This is a genomic window from Desulfobacter vibrioformis DSM 8776, from assembly GCF_000745975.1.
Classification (GTDB): Bacteria; Desulfobacterota; Desulfobacteria; order Desulfobacterales; family Desulfobacteraceae; genus Desulfobacter; species Desulfobacter vibrioformis.
In genome coordinates this window covers 229,205-252,320 of record NZ_JQKJ01000002.1, presented here as the reverse complement: position 1 = coordinate 252,320, position 23,116 = coordinate 229,205, and the positions used below count along the sequence as shown (strand labels likewise).

Genomic DNA, 23,116 nt, shown 5'->3' with positions numbered 1-23,116 from the left:
CGATGGAAACACTAAAATTAAAACGGTTCGCTCAATATGCCCGACGTACTCTGATTGAACAGGTCTCCGCCAAGCTGAAACTGGTACTCGCTGAAAACAGCGCCGCCCGGCGTGAACGTGTCGAGGCCGTCAAGAAACTCGAAGAGGCGATCAAGAATCACGGCAAAGAACAGGTCGTTGAGCGGGTGGCCTATATCTGGTTCAACCGCTTCTGCGCTTTGCGTTTTATGGATGTCAACCGTTACACCCGTATTAGCGTAGTTTCTCCGGCCGATCCCGGACAGTTCCAACCCGAGATTCTGGCTGAGGCCAAGATGGGACATCTGGACGAAGAGATGGTGCCGGAAAAAACACGGCAGCAGATTTTTGACTTTCTGGACGGCAAGGTACCCAGCCGGGACCCCCAGGGTGAAGCGTACCGCATGCTGGTGGTTGCAGCCTGCAACTTCTGGCACAAAGCCATGCCGTTCCTGTTTCAACGGATCGACGACTACACCGAACTGCTGATGCCCGACGACCTGCTCTCGGGCAACTCCATCCTCGCCTATACCCGGGAGGCCATGACTCCGGATGCTTGCCAGGATGTCGAGGTGATCGGCTGGCTCTACCAGTTCTATATTTCCGAGAAAAAGGATGAGGTGTTCGCTGGCCTGAAGAAAAATAAAAAGATTACGCCAGAAAACCTCCCGGCCGCCACCCAGCTTTTCACTCCAGGTTATATCGTCCATTATCTGCTGGAAAACTCCCTTGGCCGCCTGTGGCTGCTTAACCGTCCCGGCTCAGGGCTGGCCGAAAAGATGGACTATTACATTAAGCCCGAACAGGCTGAGACGGACTTTCTGCGCATCAATAAGCCCGAAGAGATCAGGATCTGTGATCCGGCCTGCGGTTCAGGCCACATGCTCACCTATGCCTTTGACCTGCTTTACGCCATTTACGAGGAGGAAGGCTATGAGCCTGCCGAGATTCCGGAAAAGATCCTTACCCACAATCTGTACGGTATCGAGATTGATGAACGTGCCGGGGAATTGGCTGGCTTTGCCCTGACCATGAAGGCCCGGGAAAGGCAGAGACGGTTTTTCAATAAAGGCGTCAAGCCGAATATCTGCGTGCTGGAGAATGTTCATTTCAGCGATAGCGAGATTAAAGAGTATATGGATTTTGTGGGACGGGATTTGTTCACTGCATCACTGCAAACCACATTACGCCAGTTCGAAGAAGCCGACAATTTTGGTTCTTTGATTCGTCCCGATATCACCAATGTGGACGGCATGCTTAAGATTCTGATGTCAAAAAATGTCTCCGGGCAGCTGTTTCTCAGCTTGACTCATCAAAAAGTGCTGAAAGCTCTGCGACAGGTTGATTACCTGAGCCCGAAATATCATGTGGTGATTGCTAATCCGCCGTATATGGGCAGCAAGGGGATGAATGGACGACTGGGAGCTTGGATAAAGGACAATTATCCGAACAGTAAGCCGGATCTATTTGCCACGTTCATAGAGCGTAACCTTTATTTTACCCAGAAGTATGGAGTGGTTGCGATGATAACCATGCAAAGTTGGATGTTTTTATCATCTTTCGAAACATTGCGTGCACGTCTTTTGGGGCAATACACAATGTTATCAATGGCTCACCTTGGTGCGAGGGCTTTTGACAGTATCGGAGGTGAAGTGGTTTCAACCACTGCCTTTGTTTTGGAAAACGCAAACCGCCTGGATTACAAGGGTGGCTACCTAAGGTTAGTTGCTGGCAATTCTGGAGCTGAGAAAAATGACGCTATCCGAAAAGCAGTTAAGAATCCTGATTGCGGTTGGCTTTATCGGTCCTGTGCCGTAGATTTTAAAAAAATACCTGGCAACCCTATTGCATATTGGGCAAATGATGAATTGTTCCAAAAATTTGAAACGCTCAAAAACTTATCGAAAATCGCTGCTCCCAAAAAAGGTCTTGTAACCAGCGATAATAATCGATTTCTAAAAAAATGGTTTGAGGTATCTTTCATAAAAATTGGTTTGAACTGTATTTCGCGCGAATCTGCCAATGATTCAGGAAAGAAATGGTTTCCAATAAACGCAGGTGGGGCTTATAGGAAATGGTTTGGAAATGCAGAAATTCTTGTAAATTGGGAAAATGACGGCAAAGAAATAATTGGGTATGCCGCTGAATTATACGGTTCAGCATCCCGCCAAATCCAAAACACTGGATATTACTTCGAGCCATGTATTACGTGGTCAAACATAACATCAACTGAATTTGGAGCTAGATATTCACCAGCGGGATTTATTTTCGGTGCGGCTGGTACCGCTTGCATACCAAATAAACTCGATTTCATATTTGGAGTTTTAGCTTTTTTAAATTCCAAAACTGCCAAACGAATACTACAAATTTTAAATCCAACTCTGAATTTCGTGGTGGCAGATATTGCAAACTTGCCCTTTGATGAAGCTGTCGCTTTGTCAGACGTTATTAGTAGCAATGCACACAAAAACATTCTTTTAGCCAAAGATGATTGGAACAGCTACGAAACCTCATGGGACTTCGCCAACCTGCCAGTACTGACCCCCAACTACCGTCAATCAACGCTAAAGGAAACCTACCAGAAACTCCGCACCCACTGGCAACAGGTGACTCAGGAGATGCAACGAATAGAGGGAGAGAACAACCGCATCTTCATTGAGGCCTATGGTCTTCAGGATGAACTGAAACCTGAGGTATCGATCAACGAAATCGCCCTGACCTGCAATCCGCATTATCGCTATGGAAACAGCAAAAGAGAAGATGAACTAGAGCCGTTGCTCCTGGCCGACACTATGCGAGAACTGGTCTCCTATGCCGTAGGCTGCATGTTCGGCCGTTACGCAATAGACAAGCCGGGGCTGATCCTGGCCAACCAGGGCCAGACCATCGAGGACTACCTGAAGCAGGTTCCGGAGCCCATCTTTCCGGCGGATGACGACAACGTCATTCCCATGCTCGACGGCAACTGGTTCACCGATGACATTGTTGAGCGCTTCCGCAAGTTCCTGCGCGTAGCCTTTGGGGAAGAACACTACGAGGAGAACCTGCGGTTTGTCGAACAGGCCCTGAACATCAAGGGTAAGCGCAATTACGGCATCCGGGACTATTTTTTAAGCGAGTTCTACACCGACCATTGGAAACGCTACAAAAAGCGGCCCATTTACTGGCTGTTCTCCAGCCCCAAAGGCAGCTTCAACGCATTGATCTACATGCACCGCTACCGGCCGGATACAATCAGCATTGTCCTGAATGATTACTTGCGGGAGTTTCGCACCAAGCTCTCCACACACAAGAATCACCTGGAGGCGGTGACCATCAATGCCGCCAGCAGCCAGAGCGAAAAGACCCGTGCGTTAAAGGAAATCGAAAAGATCACCAAGATGATATCCGAGATGGAAGAGTACGAGCGGGAGGTGCTCTACCCCCTGGCCACCGAGCTCAAAGAGATTGATCTTGATGACGGGGTGAAGGTCAACTATCCCAAATTCGGCAAGGCCTTGAAGAAGATTCCCGGGCTTTCTGCAAAGGAGGATTAAAAAATGGCCACCATGAATTTCAACACCCAGAATTCAACCTTCCGGCAGCTGCTGGGCAATGGCTTGAGCTACCATGTTCCCCCTTTCCAGCGGGATTATTCCTGGACAGAGGATGAGTGGGGTGATCTGTGGCAGGATATTCTCGGTCTTTTTGAGGCCGACGGCGAATCGGCTCATTATATGGGATACCTGGTTCTCCAATCCTCTGACAGCAAGCGGTTTGACATCATTGACGGCCAGCAGCGGCTTACCACGATCAGCGTGCTGATCCTGGCAGGACTTGGGCATCTTCAGGATCTGGTGTCAGCAGGCCATGATGCAGAAAACAATGCCAAACGTAAAGAGCAGCTCCAGAACAGTTACATCGGGTATATTAATCCTGTCAGTCTTGTGCCCCGGTCAAAGCTGGAGTTGAATCGCCATAACAACCGATTTTACCAGACCTATCTCGTGCCTTTGGAAAAACTGCCCCAAAGGGGATTAAACGCGTCAGAGCATCAGCTGCGCAAAACATTCAACTGGTTCAAGGATAAGCTTAAGGCCCGTTGCGGGATGACCGCTGCCGGCGGCCGGGAGATCGCCTCGTTTGTTGACAGCCTGGTGGATAAGTTATTCTTCACGGTCATAACGGTTACCGATGAGTTGAACGCATTTAAAGTTTTTGAAACGCTCAATGCCCGGGGTGTAAGACTCTCGGCAACAGATCTGTTGAAAAATTATCTTTTTTCGATTATCAGCACCCGGGACACCCATGAAACCGAATTAAAGGCCCTGGAAGAGAGATGGGAGCGTATCGTCGGGTTATTGGGCAGTGAGAGTTTTCCGGAATTTTTGAGAATATTCTGGAATAGCCGCAACAAACTTGTCCGGAAGGCGGAGTTGTTTAAAACCATCCGGAAACGGATCTCCAGCCGGGATGCCGCATTTGAGCTGATCCGCAATCTTGATCAATCAGCTGCCATATATGCGGCTCTTCGTGACCCCCAGGATGCATCCTGGAACGGCGAAGAAAAAAAATCCATTGAACTGTTGCAGATGTTCAATGTCCGCCAGCCCCTGGCCATGCTGATGGCCTGCCATGATCTTTTTTTCGACCCGGACAGAGCGGCGTTCACACGAATTATCAAGGCGGTTGCCGCCGTGTCATTCCGGTATAATGTCATCTGCAATCTTCAAACCCATGAACAGGAACGGTTATACAATGACATTGCCTGGAAAGTCTCCGGAAAGGTGCATGAAAAACCGTTGGATGTGATGACCGCGCTGCAGGAGGTGTATCCCGATGACAATCAGTTCAAAGCGGCCTTTGCAGAGAAGGAATTGAGGACCACAAACAGCCGAAATAAAAAGGTGGTGCGTTATATTCTTTTTGAGATCGAACGTCAGCGATCAGGCCGGGATTTTGATTTTGAGAGCGCAACCTATAATCTGGAGCATATCCTTCCCGAGCACCCCTCCGAAGCCTGGGGCTATATAGAGGAGTCAAAACAGGAACGATTAATCTATCGTATCGGCAACATGACCCCCCTTGAGACCGGGAAAAACCGTGACCTGGGAAATTCGGATTACACCGCCAAACGATCTGTTTACCAGGACAGTTCATTCCAGATCACCAAAGCCGTGGCGGAACATTATGATGCCTGGGACGAACAAAAGATAGAAGCCAGGCAAAAGCAACTTGCCGCAGTTGCCTCGGGTATCTGGAAGGTTGAATTCGGAGGATAATCTTGGGAAACCGCATCGCCATAGCCCTGACCAAACTCTTCGATCGGCACCGGATTATTTTCTGGTACGACGCCAAGAAAGAGTTGCGTGATGATTTCGAGGCGCTCTCGTTGCCCGGCATTGAGAAGATAGAACTGGCTAATAACGAGTACGGGCTAAAATACAAGATTTTACGCGAACAGCCGGAACAAAAATTCCTGCTCTACCGTGAAGGGCCCCAGCCGGCTGATCTGGATAACTGGCTGCTGGATGTGCAACTGGCCCATGGCGAGTTTCGCACCGATCAGGTGGCGATCTGGCTGTCCGAACTTGCCCTTGGCCTGGAATTTACGGATGTGGTACATACCCATGCTGAGTTTTTCACGGCCATAAAGCGCAAGGACGCTTTGAAGAAACTTTTGAAGCGTGATGACACTGCCGGACAGATCCGTCTTAAAATGCTTGCTGTATGCACCGTCACCGAGCCACGCATGGATGCTGTGGTGGAGAATCTGCTGCAGGAACTGGCCGAGGGCCGGGAGGAGAAGATCAAGCTGGTCGGCCGGTGCGGCCTGGACAGCTTTCTCTGGGAGCAAATGGTCCGCTGTTATGGTTACAGGTGCGATAAGCCGGGCGTACGTGATTTTGCCATTGAGCTGTTCAAATCCTGCTACGCATTAGGCACTGACGGCCAGGTCAAGTTGACCGGTGATGCGTTGGTGTTTCTCAAGCGCTGGAAGGACAGCCGGCAGTTTGAAGGCAGTTTTGAGACCCTTTCAAAAGAGTGTGCCGAAGTCCTGGGGATTGAGCAGGATCTGGCCAAAAGGGATTTCCGGCAACTGATCGAACTGGACTATTTTTGTCTGATTGACCAAAAGATCATCAGTGATCTGGTGAAGGCTGTGGCATCACGCACGGTTGGAAGTTCAGATGTCTCAAGCTGGGTCCGCCGGCGGCGGCAGGGCCACTGGTATCGTGAATACCGGCACCTGTATGAGGCTGTTGATCATGCTGCCCGGTTTATCCAGACCCTGGGCGAGGCCAGGCTTACCATGGACAGTCTTGCCGAGGGCGTACAGCGTTACAGCCGATTCTGGTATCAGCTGGATCAGCTTTATCGCAAGTTCTGTTTCCATGTCCGCATGTCGGGACAGGCATCTTTGATGGGAACGCTGACCGAACAGATCGAAAACCTCTACACCAACAATTTTCTGCTGAAACTGGGGGACCGCTTCCAGATCTTCGTGGATGCGGCAACCAAGTGGGAAGCCTTTCCGGTGCGCAAACAAAGTCAGTTTTTCTCCACGTATGTACAGCCATTCCTGCACAAGGGCAATAAGGTTTGCGTGATTATCTCCGATGCCATGCGCTATGAAATCGCTGATGAATTTATGGGTCTGATCCGGCAGGAGGACCGGTACCACGCGGAACTGGAACCGGCGCTTTCCATGCTGCCCAGCTACACCCAGCTTGGCATGGCTGCGTTGCTGCCCGGTAAGGTATTGATCATTTCCGACAATGAAACCGGGACCGTAATGGTGGATGGGCAAAGTTCCCAGGGGCTGGCCAACCGCATCAAAATTCTTGGGCAGGCGGCAAAGTTTCGGGCCACTGCCTGCAAGGCTAACGCGCTGATGGAGATGAAAGGAGATAACTGCCGGGCCTTGGTGCGTGACCATGACGTGCTTTACGTCTACCACAACCGCATAGACGACACCGGGGACAAGCGGGAATCGGAGGAACGGGTTTTCGAGGCTGTGGAAGAGACATTGCATGAACTGATTCGTCTGGTCAAAAAATTGAACAATGCCAATTTGTATAACTTCATAGTGACTGCCGATCACGGCTTTATCTACCAGAATCGCGCCATTGACGATAGTGATTTTTCAGGCGTCGATGTCGGGGGAGATCAGATTCTGTTCCGGGACCGGCGCTTTGTGCTTGGCAAAGGACTTGCCGAAGTCTCCGGCCTGCATAAGTTTACCCCGGATCAGCTTGGGCTGGCCGGTGATGTGGAGGTCCAGATACCCAGGTCGATCAATCGATTGCGCCTGAAGGGCTCAGGTTCCCGCTTTGTGCATGGGGGTGCCTGCTTGCAGGAGGTGGTGATCCCGATACTCAAAATCAATAAGAAGCGGCAGAGTGATATTACTTGTGTTGAGGTGGACATCCTGCGGGGACCCGGTTCAGTGATCACCTCCGGGCAATTGGCAGTGACCATGTACCAGGCAGGCCCGGTAACAGACAAAATCCAGCCAAGAGTGCTGAGGGCCGGTATCTACACGGAGGCCGGTGATCTGATCTCCGACAGCCATGATCTGACCTTTGATCTGGATCTGGACAATCCCCGGGAACGGGAGATTCAGATTCGCTTTGTGCTGACCCGAAAGGCGGATGAAGCCAATGGCCAGGAGGTTATTCTCAAGCTTGAGGAAAAGCATGCCGGGACCTCACATTACAAGGAATATAAGTCGCTGCGGTATTTGATGCGGCGATCATTTACCAGCGACTTTGATTTTTAAAGGATACGTGGCCGATGAATGACCTTGATCAGAAAATCAATACACATTTTCCAGGACTCGTTGTCCGCAAGGACCTTGTCAAGACGGTCAAGGGAAATGCCATCGTTCCCTCCTACGTGCTGGAATACCTCTTGGGACAGTATTGCGCTACCAACGATGAACCGACCATCCAGACCGGCATCGAGACCGTCAAAGAAATTTTGCGCAAGCATTATGTGCATCGTAACGAGGCAGGGCTAGTCCGTTCTAATATCAAGGAAAAGGGGCGGTATAAAGTTATCGACAAAATCAGCGTGTCCCTGAACGACAAGGCCGACGTTTACGAGGCGGAATTCTCCAATCTCGGCATCAAAAAGGTGCTGGTGGACTCGGGGACGGTCAAGGCCCACCCCAAGCTTTTGGTCAGCGGCGTGTGGTGCATTGCTGATGTCGAATACGAATTTACAGAGGACAAGAACGCCAGCCCCTGGATTTTGTCGTCTCTCAAGCCCATTCAGCTCTCCCACTTCGACTTTGATGGTTATGTTGAAGCCCGCAGGCAATTCACCACAGACAAGTGGATTGATCTGCTGATTCAAAGTATTGGTTTTAACCCGGAAATGTTCGGCAAGCGCAGCAAGCTGACCCAGTTGATCCGCCTGATTCCCTTTTGTGAGCGCAATTTTAACTTGATCGAACTTGGCCCCAAGGGAACCGGCAAATCTCACATCTACTCAGAGTTCTCGCCCCACGGCATCCTGATCTCCGGTGGAGAAGTCACGGTTCCCAAATTGTTTGTGAACAACTCTACCGGAAAAATCGGCCTGGTCGGCTACTGGGACTGTGTCGCCTTTGATGAGTTTGCAGGAAAACAAAAGCGCGTGGACAAGGCACTGGTCGATATCATGAAAAACTACATGGCCAATAAATCATTTTCACGCGGAGTCGAGACATTGGGGGCTGAGGCATCTGTCGTATTCGTAGGCAATACCCAGCATACCTTGCCTTACATGCTCAAGCACTCAGACCTGTTTTCCGAGTTGCCTGACAAGTTCTACGACTCCGCATTTCTGGACCGCATCCATTTTTATATCCCTGGCTGGGAGGTGGATATCATCCGGGGAGAAATGTTCTCTAACGGCTACGGATTTGTGGTGGACTATCTGGCCGAAATCCTGCGTTCTTTGCGTAACTATGATTATTCGGACCGCTACAAGGATCATTTCACTCTATCTTCCGGCATTTCAACGAGGGATCGTGATGGGATCAACAAAACCTTCTCCGGCCTGATGAAGGTTCTTTTTCCGGATGGGGGCGCAACTAAAGAAGAGGTCGAGGACCTATTGCGGTTGGCAATTGAGGGCCGCAAGCGTGTCAAAGATCAACTGATGCGGATTGATTCCACTTACGGCAATGTTAATTTTTCTTATTTGTGTGCAGATGGAAAGACCACGCCTGTCTTCACTCTCGAAGAAGAGGAATACCCCAACTATTACCACAAGACCATCTCGGAGGGTAAAGATGGGGAACTATTTGAAGATGTGAAATCGGGCTCATCTGAAGTTTCATCCGGACCGCTGAAAGATTCAGGGCCTTCCCTTAAAGAAAAGCACCTTACATTCCAGGAGAACCAGAAAGGCATTTCCTTTGATACGTTGTTTGGTCCCTACCTCAAAGGTGCCACCCAGATAACGGTCACCGATCCATACATCCGCCTGTTCTACCAGATGCGCAATTTCATGGAATTTCTTGAGACTGTGGTCAAGCACAAGGCTCTGGATGAAGAAGTGTCCGTGAATCTGGTGACAACAGAAGATGAGTTCAAAGGGGAACAGCAGAAAGAAAACTTAGAGAAGATGAAGGAATCGGCCGGTTCAGTGGGTATCAATTTATCTTGGGAATTCGACGGAACCGGCACAATCCATGCCCGCCACATCTTGACCGATCACGGCTGGAAGATCTCCCTGGATCGTGGCCTGGACATCTTCCAGCACTACGAGATGAATGACACCTTTATCTTTACAAACAGGTTGCAGCAGTTTCGCCCCTGTAAAGCGTTCGAGGTGACATGTATTCGGGCCGATGAAAACTTATTTTGATTTGTTCGATCGGATAACATTACAGCGGCACTTCAGAATTCCCGCCCTTTCAGGAGGGAATTTATAGCTGTAAATCAGCAAAAATACGATGATTTACAGCCCCATTTTAAAAGAACAAAGTGTCGCTGTAGTGCTAGCAAGTTTTCTTTATAAGAAAATAGAGACAAGATACAGGAAACAAGAGGGCGAAGCGCCTGAGGGCGCCCATTTTAGCCCGCATTGTTGGTGTCTTTAGTTTCATGCTTCGTTGTGTCCGCCAGGACATGGGGGTTTTAATCAAAAAAAGTGTCCCGGCTTAAATCGGTAGCCAGTGTCCTGGTCAACAGGACGGATTGACTTGAACTTCGTATCATTTAATGTATAACACAATAGTACCATCCAAGCCTAAAAGGCATTAAAATTATTAATTTGGAAGGGAATACTTCATGACAGTTATAATTATGGCTACTTTCTTTATTATCGCGCTATTTGTATTCAACCTGATTATCAGGCGCTTTAAAACCCATAGGGTGTCATTCGCCCCCGGGGAGCAGTCCCCCCCGGCCCCTCAGAAAAAAGATCCGGTTCATAAAAAAAAAGATCCGGGTGCTGATTTCAAACAGATCCTTGACACCCTGATCAAGCTGAATCTGTTGATCCGCACCGACCGTGATTTTTCTATGGATCTGATTGTAAAAATAGAATCCATTATTGACGATCTTAAAGCCCTTATCCCCGACATGATCAGCCGTTATCCGGGGGAGACCCTGACCTATGAACTGAAAAAGATCGGGAGCACCCACCTGTTTAAAGCGGTTAAAGAGTATCTTGACCTTTCCTTTGACAGCAGGCAGACCCAAAGACAGGCCTTTGAAAAAACCATTGAAAGCCTTCGTGACGTATGCGTCAGATCACGTCAGATTGTGGACAATAACGAAATCGCAGAATTTAAAACCATGGCCCATTTTCTTGAGGGTAAATTTTCATAAAGGAGAAAACCTATGTCCAGTTTGGCTCAGGAACTTGCCAGTGTGTCCGGTCAGGCCAAAGCCCCTGTATTAGCAGACGTTACACAAGCATCGGGGCAGGGGGCGCTTACCCCTGTTCAGCCCCCCACCCAGCTGGTGCCGGTCCAGCCCGGGCACCTTGCTGTTGAGGATATCAAGGCGCTTGAAGAGCAGGCCCAGGCCTTTGTGGAGAAGGTCAAAACAGACCCGTCCGCCTGGCAGCTTGGCAATTTTGTATTTTCCCTGGGCCGGGAAATCATGGAAAAAACCCAGGCCCAGGTATCCCTTTACGACCGGAAAATGGGTGCGGTGCTGAAAAACGTGGCCTTAACAGATAGCTCCCCTGTGGCAAAAAATATCCTGGCCGTAAAAACCGAGCTGGACAAGGTCAACCCCACCATGGTGGCAAAAACGCAAATGCCCCTGCCTAAAAAGGTGATGGGACTTTTCACCCGCACCGTAAACCGTCTGCCCAAAGGAGACGAGATTTTGCGCATTATTGCCGAACGCAGGGAAACCGTGAATTCCACCATTGACGGGATCCGGGACCACCTGCGCAGCGAGGCGGACCAGGTGGCCTTTGACGCGGCGGAACTGTCCCAGATCTGTGATGCCTTAAAAGAGATCCAACCGGCCCTTCAGGAACAGATTTACCTGGGCCAGCTGATCTGGGAAAAACTTACCGCCTACCTTGACACGGTGGAGGATCCCCGGGCCAAAGAAGCCCTGACCACCCTGACGTCGGATCTGGCCACGGCTGTTGTTGACCTGCAGACCATTGACAATTCTAATCTTCAGACCCGGTTCGGCGGTGAAATGATGGTCCGGAATTCCCACCTGGTCCAGCGCCTGGTCCAGCGTACGGACATGATCCTGGCCACGGCCGTGAAAAATGCCCTGGCCGTCCGGGTGGCGGCGGAACAGCAGATGGAGACGTTGCAACAACTGGACATGGTCCAGCAGGCAGCGGCTGAGACCATGACAGATACGGCAAAGATCATTGGCGATGCCGCGGTCAAAGGCGCAAAAATGAGCCAGAGCATGACCGTGAACATCCAAGCCCTGGAAGAGGCATGCAATACCTATGAGCAGGCATTTGAGGCCTACACTGCCATTTCAAAGGAGACCATCAGCATTGCTTCCCAAAGCTCCAATGCCCTGGGCGTTATGAACGAACGTTTCAGGGCAAGGACAGATGCATTAACGTCAAGACGTCAGGAGAACTGATTTATGATTTCCGTTTCCGAACAAAAATCCTTTGACCAGCGGTTTTCCCTGATCCGCACCCTGGCCCCGGACAAGATGCTGTCCCAGGAAGAACAGACCCGCCTGACCATCATGGATGCAGGTATTGGAGACAGTTTTACCTGTTTTGACAGCACTTATGTCATCCAGGAGATCAATACCTATCAGGAGGCCAGTGAGGACTATTCAAAGCTGAAAGACTACTTTGTCACCGAACTGACCTGCCTGTGCCTGGAGACCGGTGCGGTGGGGCATTTTGAATGGGAAATTGATGATGAACTGGAGGTGTGCATCACCCTGGACCAGACCAAATTCAAACGGCTGACCGATGATGAAGGCCAGCCCATTGATGAAGATGATCTGGACCAGATTGTGGATGATGAGGACTGTATTGTCTATGCCGGGGAAACCTTTGATTATGATGATGACTGGGCTGCCGTGTACCGGCGTAACGGCAAGGAAGAACATGTTTATATGTACGAATTTGTTAATAGTCACTCGTCTTTGTTCATTACCATTGAGGAGTGGCAGGACGGAGACAAAGAGGAATACCGGATTTATATTTCCAAACCTGTGGACCCGGCGGAACTGACGTTGATCAGCAGAGGGGAGGCAAACCATGAGGCACCGCAACCCCTGGTTTAAAACAGAAAAAATATATACAGGGCTTGGTTTGATTTTACTGGCCCTGGTATTTCTGGCTGGCTGTGGCCAGGGACTTTCCGATGCAACCAAAACCCGGGCCAAGGCAGTAAAACAGGACTTGAAATCCACCAGGGATTTTATCGAAGCCCAGAAGAAAAAATATGACAGCCTGTCTGCTTCCCCGGATTTTTCTGCCATGGCGGAGTATGCAGCAAGGGAAAAATGGGACACGGCATTTGCCAATGCCACCGCCACCCTGGCCCGGGCCCGGGCCGTGTATGATAAGGGGTTAAACCTCACCATCAAACAGGACAAACCCGAAGGCGAAGCCCTGGCCAACGTTCAGATCAAGCAGGTTAACTCGGTGATTCAAGAAGCGAAAAACCAGGCAAAATCGCCCTTTGAACGTGTCAGCAGGATCAAGGCTGCCATGACAGGGCCCCGGGCCATGGAGACATCCGCCCTGGCCTCGGCCGATACCATCCTGTCAAAGGTGCAAAGCCTGGAACAAGGACCCGTGGCCAAGGCCAGGGAAAAATTCCCTGGTTCAGCATCAAAAATTACGGCCCGGTTTGCCCCGTTTTCCAAAATGGCAGACGACACAAAGGCTGATACAGATATTGTAAAGGCCCAGTATCAGGCCCATACCGCAGGAAATGCCGACTATGCCGCCTTTGTCACGGCAGCCGATGCCATTGAACAGGCAAATGCGACACTTTCCAAGGACGGCCCAAAATTTGAAAAGGATCTGGATCAGCTTTACCAAAGCTATACCAAAATCCTTGAAGATATGAAGGTGGATTATTATGTCACCATAAAGCGGGAGTCCTGGGATGACCGTTCAGACTATTACAATCCGGCGGTTACCTCATTTGTCCGGCAGGTTTCCTTTGCCACATTCCAGGCGCTGACCGGGTCCGAAGCCGAATCCATTGCAGATTTGTCACCTGGTTTCAGCGGACTGAACTTTCGTCCCCGGCCGGGTCTGGAATCCGCCTTTAAGGCGCTGAAAATTGACCCGGTTGAAAAATGGCCCGGCGCGGGTCACAATGCCGCCACCTTCTACCTTGACAGCACCCAATTAAAATATTTTCATAAATATCTTAAGGAAGAGAACGGGGAAACCTCGGAAACCGGCTGGGAAGCGGTGAATGCCTCTTTTTATGAACAAAACCTGGAAAACCTAGGCATGGCGATTCTGTCCAAGCCCTATGGCGAGTTTGAGCCCGATTCCCAGGCCGCCCCGCCCGGCATGGCCTATGTGGGAAATGCCAAATACGGGGAATGGAAAAAGGATGAAAACGGCAATAATTTCTGGTCCTGGTACGGCCGGTATGCATTTTTCTCCCATCTGTTTTTCTTCCCGCCCCATTACTACTCCTATGGATCATGGAACCGGTGGAACACGGGCTACAGACACCAAAAACCCTATTACGGCCAGACCAATACAGGATACACCTACGGTACCCGGGGCACCCGCATGAACCAGTCACCACGGTACCAGAACAGTACCTTTTCAAAAACCGGCGGGCTTAAAACCGCTTCTGCCTCGGTAAGGGGCGGCGCTTCAGGGCTCAGGGGCGGCGGTCCCAACTCAAAAGGTAAATAAGGAGAACAACGTATGAGTTTTAATTTTACAGCAACCTTAAGCAGCATGGTTCATGGTTTGTGCTATGCCCTGGTGAGCGTTGTATTCATTTTTCTGGCCAAAAAACTGGATGACTGGCGGACCAAGGACTTTGATGATGACCGCCATATTGACGACGGCAATGTGGCCGTGGGATTGAGACGGGCAGGGCTTTATCTCGGCATTGCCATCGGCATGACCGGCGCGCTGTCAGGGGACTCCGCAGGATTCGGGAACGATATGCTTTATCTTTTGGCAGACGGTGTCGTCATCACAGGCTGCCTTTTTCTGTCCCGGTTTATCAACGATTGCATCATGATGGGCAATATGGACAACGACCGGGAGTGCGTAAAAGTATTTATCCTCGGAGACGGGCGCACCACTGTCGGCAATACCGCCCTTGGCATGGTGGAGGCAGGCATGTACATTGCCACCGGCTTTATTCTCAGCGGCAGCATGTCCGGGGGCGGGGGCAGTTTTTTTCAGTCCCTGGCATCGGCCCTGGTCTTTTTTATTCTGGGACAGGTTGTGCTCCTGATTTTTGGCCTGGTCTATGAACTTATCACTCCCTTTCACGTCAGGGATGAAATCAAGCAGAACAATCCGGCCGCAGGCATTGGCCTGGCCGGGATTCTGGTGGCCCTGGGCATTATTCTCAAGGGCAGTCTTGCAGGTCCTTTCACCGGGTGGGTAAATGATATTACCGGATTTTTTATTTACACGGTATTTGGCATGATTCTGCTGCTTGGATTCAGTGTGCTTGTGGACCGCTTTCTTCTGCCGACCACAAACATTGCAACTGAGATTAAAGAGGATAAAAATGTTGCGGCCCTGGTGGTGGTCCAGGCGACCATCATTGCCCTGGCTTTGATCATTGCCCATGCCATCTGATCTTTCCGGGAGCGCCCGGGCGCCCGGAGGCTCCCGGCTCAATCCGGCCTCGGCCCTGCTGTGCCTGTGCATGTTTGCATCCGGGGCCTGCGGCATCATTCTTGAGTATATCCAGGCAAGCCTTGCCTCCATGATCCTGGGCAATGCCTTTGAACAGTGGGCCATGGTCATCGGCCTGATGATGTTCTGGATGGGGTTTGGCAGCCTGATCCAGGCAGGGATTTCCAGGGAACGCCTGGTACATGCCTTTATCGGCATTGAAATTGCGCTGGCCCTTGCAGGAGGGTATTCACCCACCCTGACTTATCTGTCCTACGGATATACCAGCCACTACAGTCTGGTGCTTTACTTTTTTGTTTCCGTGATCGGCATTCTCATCGGACTTGAAATTCCGGTGATCATACGGATCAACAACGATTTTTCAAAGGAACTGTCCACCAATCTGGGTAATATCCTGTCCGCGGACTATATCGGGTCTTTGGCAGGTGCCCTGGTCTATGTGTTTATCCTGCTGCGGTTTTTTCCAATCACAGAGGCGGCTTTTTTAACCGCCGGTATGAATTTTTTTCTTGCCCTGGTTACCGTTATCTATTTTACCCGCAAACAAATTATCCATCGTAATATCCCACTGCTTGGGATCATGGCCGTTACTTGTGCGGCTGTGATTTTCGGGTTTATGAACAACCGCCAGTGGCAGCTCACCAACGAACAGTCCCTGTATGACGACCCAATCGTTTACTCTAAAACCAGCCAGTACCAGCACATCGTTATTACGCATTTCAAACCGTTGGACGAAATCCGGCTCTTTTTAAACGGAAACCTGCAATTATGCAGTACGGATGAGGCCCGGTACCATGAATCCCTGGTTCATCCGGCCATGGCCCTGGCCCGGGACCGCAGCCGTGTGCTGATTCTTGGCGGCGGTGACGGCTGTGCATTAAGGGAGGTTTTAAAGTACCCGGATGTTGACGCGATTACCCTGGTGGATCTGGACCCGGCCATGACAAGGCTTGCGGCCACCCATCCGCTGCTGTCCCGGCTCAATGATCATGCCTTTGACAACGCCCGGGTGAACACCCTGACAGGTTCCGGGACTTTACCCGGGGATTTTCGCCAGATATATCAATCTGCTTCTGACAGAAAAAGAAAACCGGTCGATTCGTGGCGTGTCGCCGATTCACGGCACGTGGCCGAGGTCCGGGTCATGAATCTGGATGCAGACAAATTCCTGGAACAGGTCAAGGGCGTCTGGGACGTCATCATTGTGGATATGCCGGATCCGTCCACACCGGAACTGACCAAACTCTACTCAAAGCAATTTTATCTTAAAGTCCGGCACAAGCTGGCAAAAGACGGCATTGCATCTGTTCAGTCCACCTCGCCTTACCTTGCCAGGGAAAGTTATCTTTGCATTGGCAGGACATTGGCCTCTGCCGGATTTTTTATTTTGCCATACCATGAAAATGTGCCTTCGTTCGGGGACTGGGGCTGGTTTTTATGTACCCGTAAAGATTGGGGAAGCGCGTTTTGGCAACAACGAATTGCAGCACTTGAATTTAGTGTTCCCACCCGGTTTTTAACCCCCGAGGTGTTCAGGCGCGAGCTTGTATTCGGCAAGGGCATGACCCAAAGTCGTCACACCGAGATCAACACCTTGCTTTTCCCTGTGCTGCTATCCTACTACAATCACGAATCCTGGCTTCTGGAATAGTGTTTGGACCCGAAGTCACCTTTTTGTGGGTACAGGCACCTGTCGTTTGTCCGGGTTAATCAATGTGGATCTGCCGGATTATCACCGGGGCGCTGACATTTTTTAGAATTTTGGACTCAGGCGCTCCCATGGCGAACTGCTGGTCCAAGAGGGCTGCCGGTTTGTTCATACGCTCCCATGGAAACTTTTTGGGCCGTGTCCAGCAAAATCTTAAAGAGTTTATGGGTTTCGGTTTGGTCCATAGGGTTTAAGCATCCTGATTTTTATATGAAAAAGTTTAACCACGGAAATCACTGATGACACTGAAGATAGAATTCTGTGATTTCCGTGGGTTCCGTGGTTAAAATATTTTTCATGGTTTGTTGTGTCCGTCGGGTCATGGCCGTTATATAATATTGCCAAGCGCACGCCTGAATGCCTTCAGATCGGCGGTTTTGCCCATGACAATCAGTGTGTCGCGGGGGTGGATAATGGTTTCAAAATGGGGGGCAAACACCATGTTGTCTGACTTTTCTTTGATTGCAATGATGATCAGGTTGTAATTCTGCCGGATGCCGGAATCCTTAAGCGGTTTCCCGGCATAATCCGATGTCTCCGGTACAAAGGCCTCTTCAATCTGGATGGCATCGCTTTCCCGGGACAGTGCCGTGTTCAGAAAACTGGAAACCGTAGGGCGCAACAGTTTCAACCCCATGGAAACCCCGCCGATATCATAGGGGGATTCCACCTGGTTGGCACCGGCCACATAGAATTTCTTTCCCACCAAGGGGTTTGCGGCCCGGGCCATAATATAGATGTCCGGATTGAGTTGCCTGGCTGTAAGTACCAGAAACACATTTGCCGTATCCGTTGCAAGGACCGCCACCAGGGCTTTTGCGCGTTTTATCCCGGCTTTTTCCAGAACTTCCTCGTTTCCGGCATCTCCGATGATATAGTGGATTTTATCCTTTTCCAGAACATCTTTGAGCGCGTCATTCTGTTCTACGACGACAATGTCCTGGGTATCTTCGCCCACGAATTTGCACAGCACTCTTCCGATGCGACCGTACCCGCAGACAATGTAATGATCGTTCATTTTTTTTATTTTGCTGTCCAAACGCTTCCTCCCCAGCATGCTTTTAATTTCACCGTCCACCACAGAACTGATGAAAACGCCGCCCAGATACAGAAAGTACCCTACACCTGTAAATATCAGAAAAATGGTGAACAAGCGTCCGCCGTCTGACAGATCGTGGACTTCCATAAATCCCACAGTGCTCAGGGTAATGGCTGTCATATAGGCGGAATCAAGAATACTCCAGCCTTCAATGGCCATGTACCCGGCAGTGCCGAATATAAAAAACAGAACCGCGATAATTACGGCCATTTCCATTTTTAACGTTTTATCCATGGCTTTTTATTTACGTTTACTGACGCCCAAACGCAAGGGAAAGATGAAAAGCGGCTAATTCCCATAACGGCTTTTATTACGGGCTTTAAACCCGTTTTCTAATGCTTGACGGCCCCGGCGGTTGCTGGTATTAAAAGGCCATGACAGACGAACCCACAAAATTTTTGCGCTGGCGCAGGGATATGGTGGAAAAGCAGATCATTGCCAGGGGGATAAGCGATCCTCTGGTAATCCAGTCCATGATCCAGGTGCCCCGCCATCTTTTTGTCAGTGAAGCCCTGGGGGACAGCGCTTATGGAGATTTTCCGCTTCCCATCGGTGAGGGCCAGACCATTTCCCAGCCTTTTATCATCGCTGAAATGACCCAGAGCCTGACCCTGACAGGCCAGGAACGCGTCCTTGAGATCGGCACAGGCTCCGGTTACCAGGCTGCTGTGCTGTCACGTATTGTTTACAGGGTGTATACCATTGAACGGAATAATACCTTGTATTTACAGACCCGCAAACTGTTTGACCGTCTGAAATACCATAATATCGTAACCCGCTATTCCGACGGCACCCAGGGCTGGAAAGCCGAAAGTCCCTTTGACGCCATCATTGTCACGGCCGGGGGCAATCAGGTCCCTGAACCTTTAGTGAATCAGCTTTCAGAGGGCGGGCGCCTGGTCATGCCCGTGGGGGGGCTGCATTCCCAGGAACTTTTACGTATTGAAAAAACCAGCACCGGCATCAGAACGGTCAATCTGGGCGGCTGCCGTTTTGTCAAGCTGATCGGAGAACACGGGTGGCCAGCTTAGATCGTGTTTAGGTAGCAATTAACTCATCCTATAGGTAAATTTTCATGTTTTTTTCTTCTTCTGCCACCTCGGCAACCATAAAAGCGCTGCTCATGGGATTCTGCCTGGGCGTTGCCAATATTATCCCGGGGGTTTCCGGCGGGACCTTTCTGCTGGTTTTCGGGATATATGAACGGGTATTTTCAATTTTAAACCAGATCAATAAATCCTTTATTTTAAAATGCCTTGCACTTGTCCTTTCCTGTTTCATACATCCGGTCCAGGGGATTAAAAATTTTTATGCATTTTCCAGGGAAACCGGTTTTTCTTTCTTGTTTAAACTTGCGGCCGGGACCGCCGTGGCCATTCTGACCCTGTCCAGTCTGATGAAATATCTTTTGCTCCACAATTTTTCAGTAACCTATTCTTTTTTTTTCGGACTGATTCTGGTCTCTGTCATTATCCCGGTAAAGATGCTTAGGCGTTTTGATATCTGGGCAGTGGTTTGCCTTCTGGCTGGGATCGGCATCACTGTATGGGTATCAGCCATGGTCAATCCCTATGATAAAATCAAGATGAAGTCCGATCATCTTGCCCGGGCCTTCCAGGTCCAGTCCGTTTCTGCTGGCGGTCGGGGTGGTTTAGTGCCTGAATCGGGAAAACCCATTTCCTTTGTCCAGGGTTATTCTTCCGGGGACTATCTGTATATTGCACTTTGCGGTGCCCTTGCCATCTCCGCCACTGTGCTGCCCGGTGTCAGCGGTTCCCTGGTACTGATTTTAATGGGAACCTATTTTGACGTTATTTCAGCCATTTCCGAATTAAAATCCTTTCATTTGGAGACATTTATCTTTCTGGGGATATTCGGCCTGGGGGTGGGTCTGGGCGGTCTTTTGTTTGCCCGGCTGGTCAGCTTTGTCCTTTCCCGTTACTATAATGCCACCATGGCCTTTTTAGGCGGGCTGATGGTGGGGTCGCTTTATGCGTTGTGGCCCTTTAAAAAGACTGTATTCATGGCCCAGCAGTATGTAAAGCAGGCCGGAGACGTGGTCTGTCTTGAAAATGTGGCAGTCCAGACCAATATCAATGTCCTTCCCACCGGAGATGATCCTTTGATCGCAGCGTTTGTCTTTTTTGTCCTTGGCTGTATTATCATGATGCTTTTTGTCAGAAACGAGACAGTTGCTTCTCCGGCAGGCCAATAAATCATTAAGATTTGAAAATTGCACCTATTGTTTTCGGAAACCTGATCCATGATGACCCACGATGATTTTTTAAAGATAGAAAAACAGTTTTATGCATATACCGGCCCTTTTGTTGACAGGGCCGAAGATCCCTACCCATTTGTACTCAAACAGGAACATACTGCCCGGGTCTGCAGGGCCATGGAGATGCTTTGCGCATCCCTTGATCTTGACGGCCCGGAAACTGTCCGGGCCTGTGCTGCGGCCATGGTTCATGATATGGGCCGCTTCCCCCAGTTTGCCGTGTTTCACACCTATGCGGATGCCTGTTCCAAGAACCATGCAGCCTTAGGGTGCCGGGAAATCGTACGAAGCAACATGCTTTCCCATTTATCCGTCACAGACCGGCAGTTGATTTTGCGGGCAGTGGCCCTGCATAACCGTCCCCGGCTTTCCCAAAAGCTTGGGCGTGATTTGAGTCTTTTGGCCCGTCTGCTCAGGGATGCGGACAAGATTGATATTTTCAATGTAATAAAAAACCATTATCTGAATCCGGATTCAAGCCACGGCTTTATTACCTATAATCTGCATGATGACGGCAAAATACCGGAAACTGCTGCCCGGGTTCTTCTTGAAACCCGGCAGAACGATTCAAGCTGTGTCACCACGCTTAATAACATGAGGATTTTTCAGGCCGGAATGATTTATGATTTAAATTTTCCTGCCGCTGCCGCTGCTATCCTGGATTTGGAAGTCATCCCTGTCCTGTTCGGCGGTATTTCCCCATCAGATCTGATTACCCGGCTGGCTCAGGCGCTTTTGGATCATTTGAAAGCTCTTGCCGCATCCGGGAGTTGAACCACGGAAGAGCACGGAAATGAGTTTGATTACCGATCAACTTTGGCAGTCACCCAAAAGTATATATGACGGAGGTTTCGCTCAAACTTTTCAGTGTTTTCCGTGTCTTCCGTGGTTATCTAAAGTTAAGAATGCCGGTTAATTCCTTTTGGCTGAACCGGTAGACCGAATTACAGTGATGGCAACGAAGCGTCAGCGGAAAAGGACCGTTTGCCAGGATATCGGTACGGTCTTCTTCTGGCAGGTTCTTAAGGTAGCCTGCCATCCGCTCCTTTGCGCACCGGCAGTAAAATTCCACCCGGGAACTGTCCAGAAACCGTGGTGACAGGTCGGCAAAACCGGTCTTAATGATGGATTCCGGTGTCTGATCCGCCTGATCCGATTGATTCAGGGCAAAGCGGTGGCCTAAAGCGCCGATTTCCCGGATCATGGTCTCGGCCCGGGCAACGTTATCGGGTTGGGCGCCTGGCAGGGCCTGCAGAAATATACCGCCTGCACCGGTGATGTTTTCATCTTCATCAAAGGCCACGCTCAGGCTGAAGCCGGAAGGAATCTGTTCCGAGGTCAGAAAGTATTCTGCCAGATCTTCGGCAATGGAGCCGTGGACCAGGGCAATCTGTCCGGTATAGGGCCGGTTTGTATCCTCTATATACCTGGTCACCGACAAAAAACCTGCCCCGTAAAGGGTGGACAGCCATTTGATCTTTTCCGGATTTTCCACTTCAATGGGGTTGGCCTTTAAATATCCGCGGATCTCCCCAAGGGCATTGGCTTCCACATCAAGGCCTTTTATGGGGCCGGAACACTGGATGTTCATTGCAATCCGGTCCCGGCCTTTCAGGGGCGCGCTCATCAGGGCCGCGGCAATATATGCCTGGCCCAGAACCAGCGTTTCCAAAGGACCCAGGTCATGGTTGACCTGCATCTCTTTGACCATGCGGGTGGCATGTACCACCACCCCTTTGATCTGGTCATCCGCCATTAAAAAACGGCACAGCCGTTCTTTGGCCGAGGCCTGGAACCGGGCTTTTATATCATGGTTGAATATATCTTTTTTTATCATCTTCTGATTCCCAAAAGTAATCTTTTCGGGTTATTATAAGACCTGATCTGTAAATGTAAACTAGATTGAAATTGTATCACCTGAGGCATGGATATGAAAAAAAATTTTGAATTTTGTCTGGACCATGTGTTGAAGAGTGAAGGGGGCTGGTCAGATCATAAGGATGATCCGGGCGGTGCAACCATGAAAGGGGTGACCTTGTTCACTTACCGGCAATTTTATGGTGCGGACAAGACAAAAGAGGACTTGAGGCAGATCGGTTTCGGGGCGTTGTCCCGCATTTACCGTACCGGGTATTGGAATACATGTCTGTGTGACGACCTGCCGGACGGTGTGGATTTAACGGTTTTTGACGGCGCTGTGAATTCCGGTCCCGGGCGGAGCGTCAAGTGGCTTCAGGCCGCTGTGGGCGCAGCCCAGGATGGCCATATCGGTCCGAATACCATTTCAAAGACCCAGACGGGGGACGGGGTCTCTGTGATACACGGGATCTGTGACCAGCGACTCTCTTTTCTTAAGGCATTATCGACCTGGCCATCCTTTGGGAAAGGATGGCAGCGCCGGGTGGAACGGCTGAAAGCAGATGCTGTGGCGCTTTTTCTGGGCAAGGATCCCGATGATACAGCCCCGCCGGAACAATTTGAAACCGTCAGGAAGGGTGATTCAGGGGACTGGGTGACCAGGGTTCAGAAATATCTTGGGATTGACGCCGACGGTATCTTCGGCAGCAACACGGAAAAGGCGTTGAAAACCTGGCAGGAGAAACACGGTTTGGAACCGGACGGAATTGCAGGCCGGAATACCTATCGGGCAATGGGTTTGATTGCCTGATGACAGAAATTTTTTTATATGAAACCAACACCTAGGACCATGAAAGTGAGG

Annotated in this window: 16 protein-coding genes; 14 read left to right on the top strand and 2 right to left on the bottom strand. The window is 50.2% G+C overall.

The window, feature by feature from the left end:
- The first annotated feature begins 2 nt into the window (after positions 1-2).
- The 10 genes from pglX (at position 3) to Q366_RS02855 (ending at position 16,963) form a co-directional block, all read left to right on the top strand.
- Positions 3-3,554: a BREX-1 system adenine-specific DNA-methyltransferase PglX gene (gene pglX / locus Q366_RS02900; RefSeq protein WP_035236110.1), complete on the top strand. Its 3,552-nt coding sequence runs from the start codon at positions 3-5 to the stop codon at positions 3,552-3,554.
- A gap of 3 nt (positions 3,555-3,557) precedes the next feature.
- The gene (locus Q366_RS02895; RefSeq protein WP_035236108.1) at positions 3,558-5,279 is read left to right on the top strand and encodes a DUF262 domain-containing protein; all 1,722 of its coding nucleotides are present in this window, start codon (positions 3,558-3,560) and stop codon (positions 5,277-5,279) included.
- Between the two features lie 2 nt (positions 5,280-5,281).
- Positions 5,282-7,780 (top strand): BREX-1 system phosphatase PglZ type A, encoded by a 2,499-nt coding sequence (pglZ, locus tag Q366_RS02890; protein WP_035236107.1) that lies wholly within the window; start codon positions 5,282-5,284, stop codon positions 7,778-7,780.
- 14 nt (positions 7,781-7,794) lie between these two features.
- On the top strand, positions 7,795-9,858 hold the full coding sequence (gene brxL, locus Q366_RS02885; protein WP_035236105.1) for a BREX system Lon protease-like protein BrxL: 2,064 nt from the start codon (positions 7,795-7,797) through the stop codon (positions 9,856-9,858).
- Positions 9,859-10,283: 425 nt separating this feature from the next.
- Positions 10,284-10,826 carry a hypothetical protein gene (locus Q366_RS02880; protein WP_035236103.1) on the top strand — a complete coding sequence of 181 codons (543 nt, stop codon included), beginning with the start codon at positions 10,284-10,286 and terminating at the stop codon, positions 10,824-10,826.
- 12 nt (positions 10,827-10,838) lie between these two features.
- Positions 10,839-12,071: a toxic anion resistance protein gene (locus Q366_RS02875; RefSeq protein WP_035236102.1), complete on the top strand. Its 1,233-nt coding sequence runs from the start codon at positions 10,839-10,841 to the stop codon at positions 12,069-12,071.
- Between the two features lie 3 nt (positions 12,072-12,074).
- A complete protein-coding gene (locus Q366_RS02870; protein WP_035236100.1) occupies positions 12,075-12,734 on the top strand; it encodes a DUF4178 domain-containing protein in 660 nt (219 codons plus the stop codon).
- Positions 12,709-14,343 carry a hypothetical protein gene (locus Q366_RS02865; protein ID WP_035236099.1) on the top strand — a complete coding sequence of 545 codons (1,635 nt, stop codon included), beginning with the start codon at positions 12,709-12,711 and terminating at the stop codon, positions 14,341-14,343. Before Q366_RS02870 ends, Q366_RS02865 begins: the two co-directional genes overlap by 26 nt.
- Positions 14,344-14,355: 12 nt before the next feature.
- A complete protein-coding gene (locus Q366_RS02860; protein WP_035236098.1) occupies positions 14,356-15,252 on the top strand; it encodes a DUF350 domain-containing protein in 897 nt (298 codons plus the stop codon).
- Positions 15,242-16,963: a polyamine aminopropyltransferase gene (locus Q366_RS02855; protein ID WP_035236096.1), complete on the top strand. Its 1,722-nt coding sequence runs from the start codon at positions 15,242-15,244 to the stop codon at positions 16,961-16,963. The genes Q366_RS02860 and Q366_RS02855 overlap by 11 nt, the downstream gene beginning before the upstream one ends.
- A gap of 385 nt (positions 16,964-17,348) precedes the next feature.
- On the opposite strand, the gene Q366_RS02850 is transcribed toward Q366_RS02855, so the two are convergent.
- On the bottom strand, positions 17,349-18,335 hold the full coding sequence (locus Q366_RS02850; protein ID WP_084691680.1) for a potassium channel family protein: 987 nt from the start codon (positions 18,333-18,335) through the stop codon (positions 17,349-17,351).
- Between the two features lie 158 nt (positions 18,336-18,493).
- Between Q366_RS02850 and Q366_RS02845 the strand changes: the two genes are divergently transcribed.
- The 3 genes from Q366_RS02845 to Q366_RS02835 are packed head-to-tail and all read left to right on the top strand — an operon-like array spanning position 18,494 to position 21,171.
- Entirely contained in the window at positions 18,494-19,150 is a 657-nt protein-coding gene (locus Q366_RS02845; RefSeq protein WP_035236092.1) for a protein-L-isoaspartate(D-aspartate) O-methyltransferase, read from the top strand.
- Between the two features lie 44 nt (positions 19,151-19,194).
- Positions 19,195-20,334, top strand: a complete 1,140-nt coding sequence (locus Q366_RS02840) for a DUF368 domain-containing protein (RefSeq protein WP_035236091.1) — start codon at positions 19,195-19,197, stop codon at positions 20,332-20,334.
- A 48-nt stretch (positions 20,335-20,382) separates the two neighbouring features.
- Positions 20,383-21,171 carry an HD domain-containing protein gene (locus Q366_RS02835; protein ID WP_035236090.1) on the top strand — a complete coding sequence of 263 codons (789 nt, stop codon included), beginning with the start codon at positions 20,383-20,385 and terminating at the stop codon, positions 21,169-21,171.
- 115 nt (positions 21,172-21,286) lie between these two features.
- Here the strand turns inward: Q366_RS02835 and Q366_RS02830 are convergent, their stop codons facing one another.
- Positions 21,287-22,234: an Hsp33 family molecular chaperone HslO gene (locus Q366_RS02830; protein ID WP_035236089.1), complete on the bottom strand. Its 948-nt coding sequence runs from the start codon at positions 22,232-22,234 to the stop codon at positions 21,287-21,289.
- Positions 22,235-22,327: 93 nt separating this feature from the next.
- On the opposite strand from Q366_RS02830, the gene Q366_RS02825 reads away from it, so the two are divergent.
- Positions 22,328-23,065 (top strand): glycosyl hydrolase 108 family protein, encoded by a 738-nt coding sequence (locus tag Q366_RS02825; protein WP_051957785.1) that lies wholly within the window; start codon positions 22,328-22,330, stop codon positions 23,063-23,065.
- Positions 23,066-23,116: the final 51 nt, after the last annotated feature.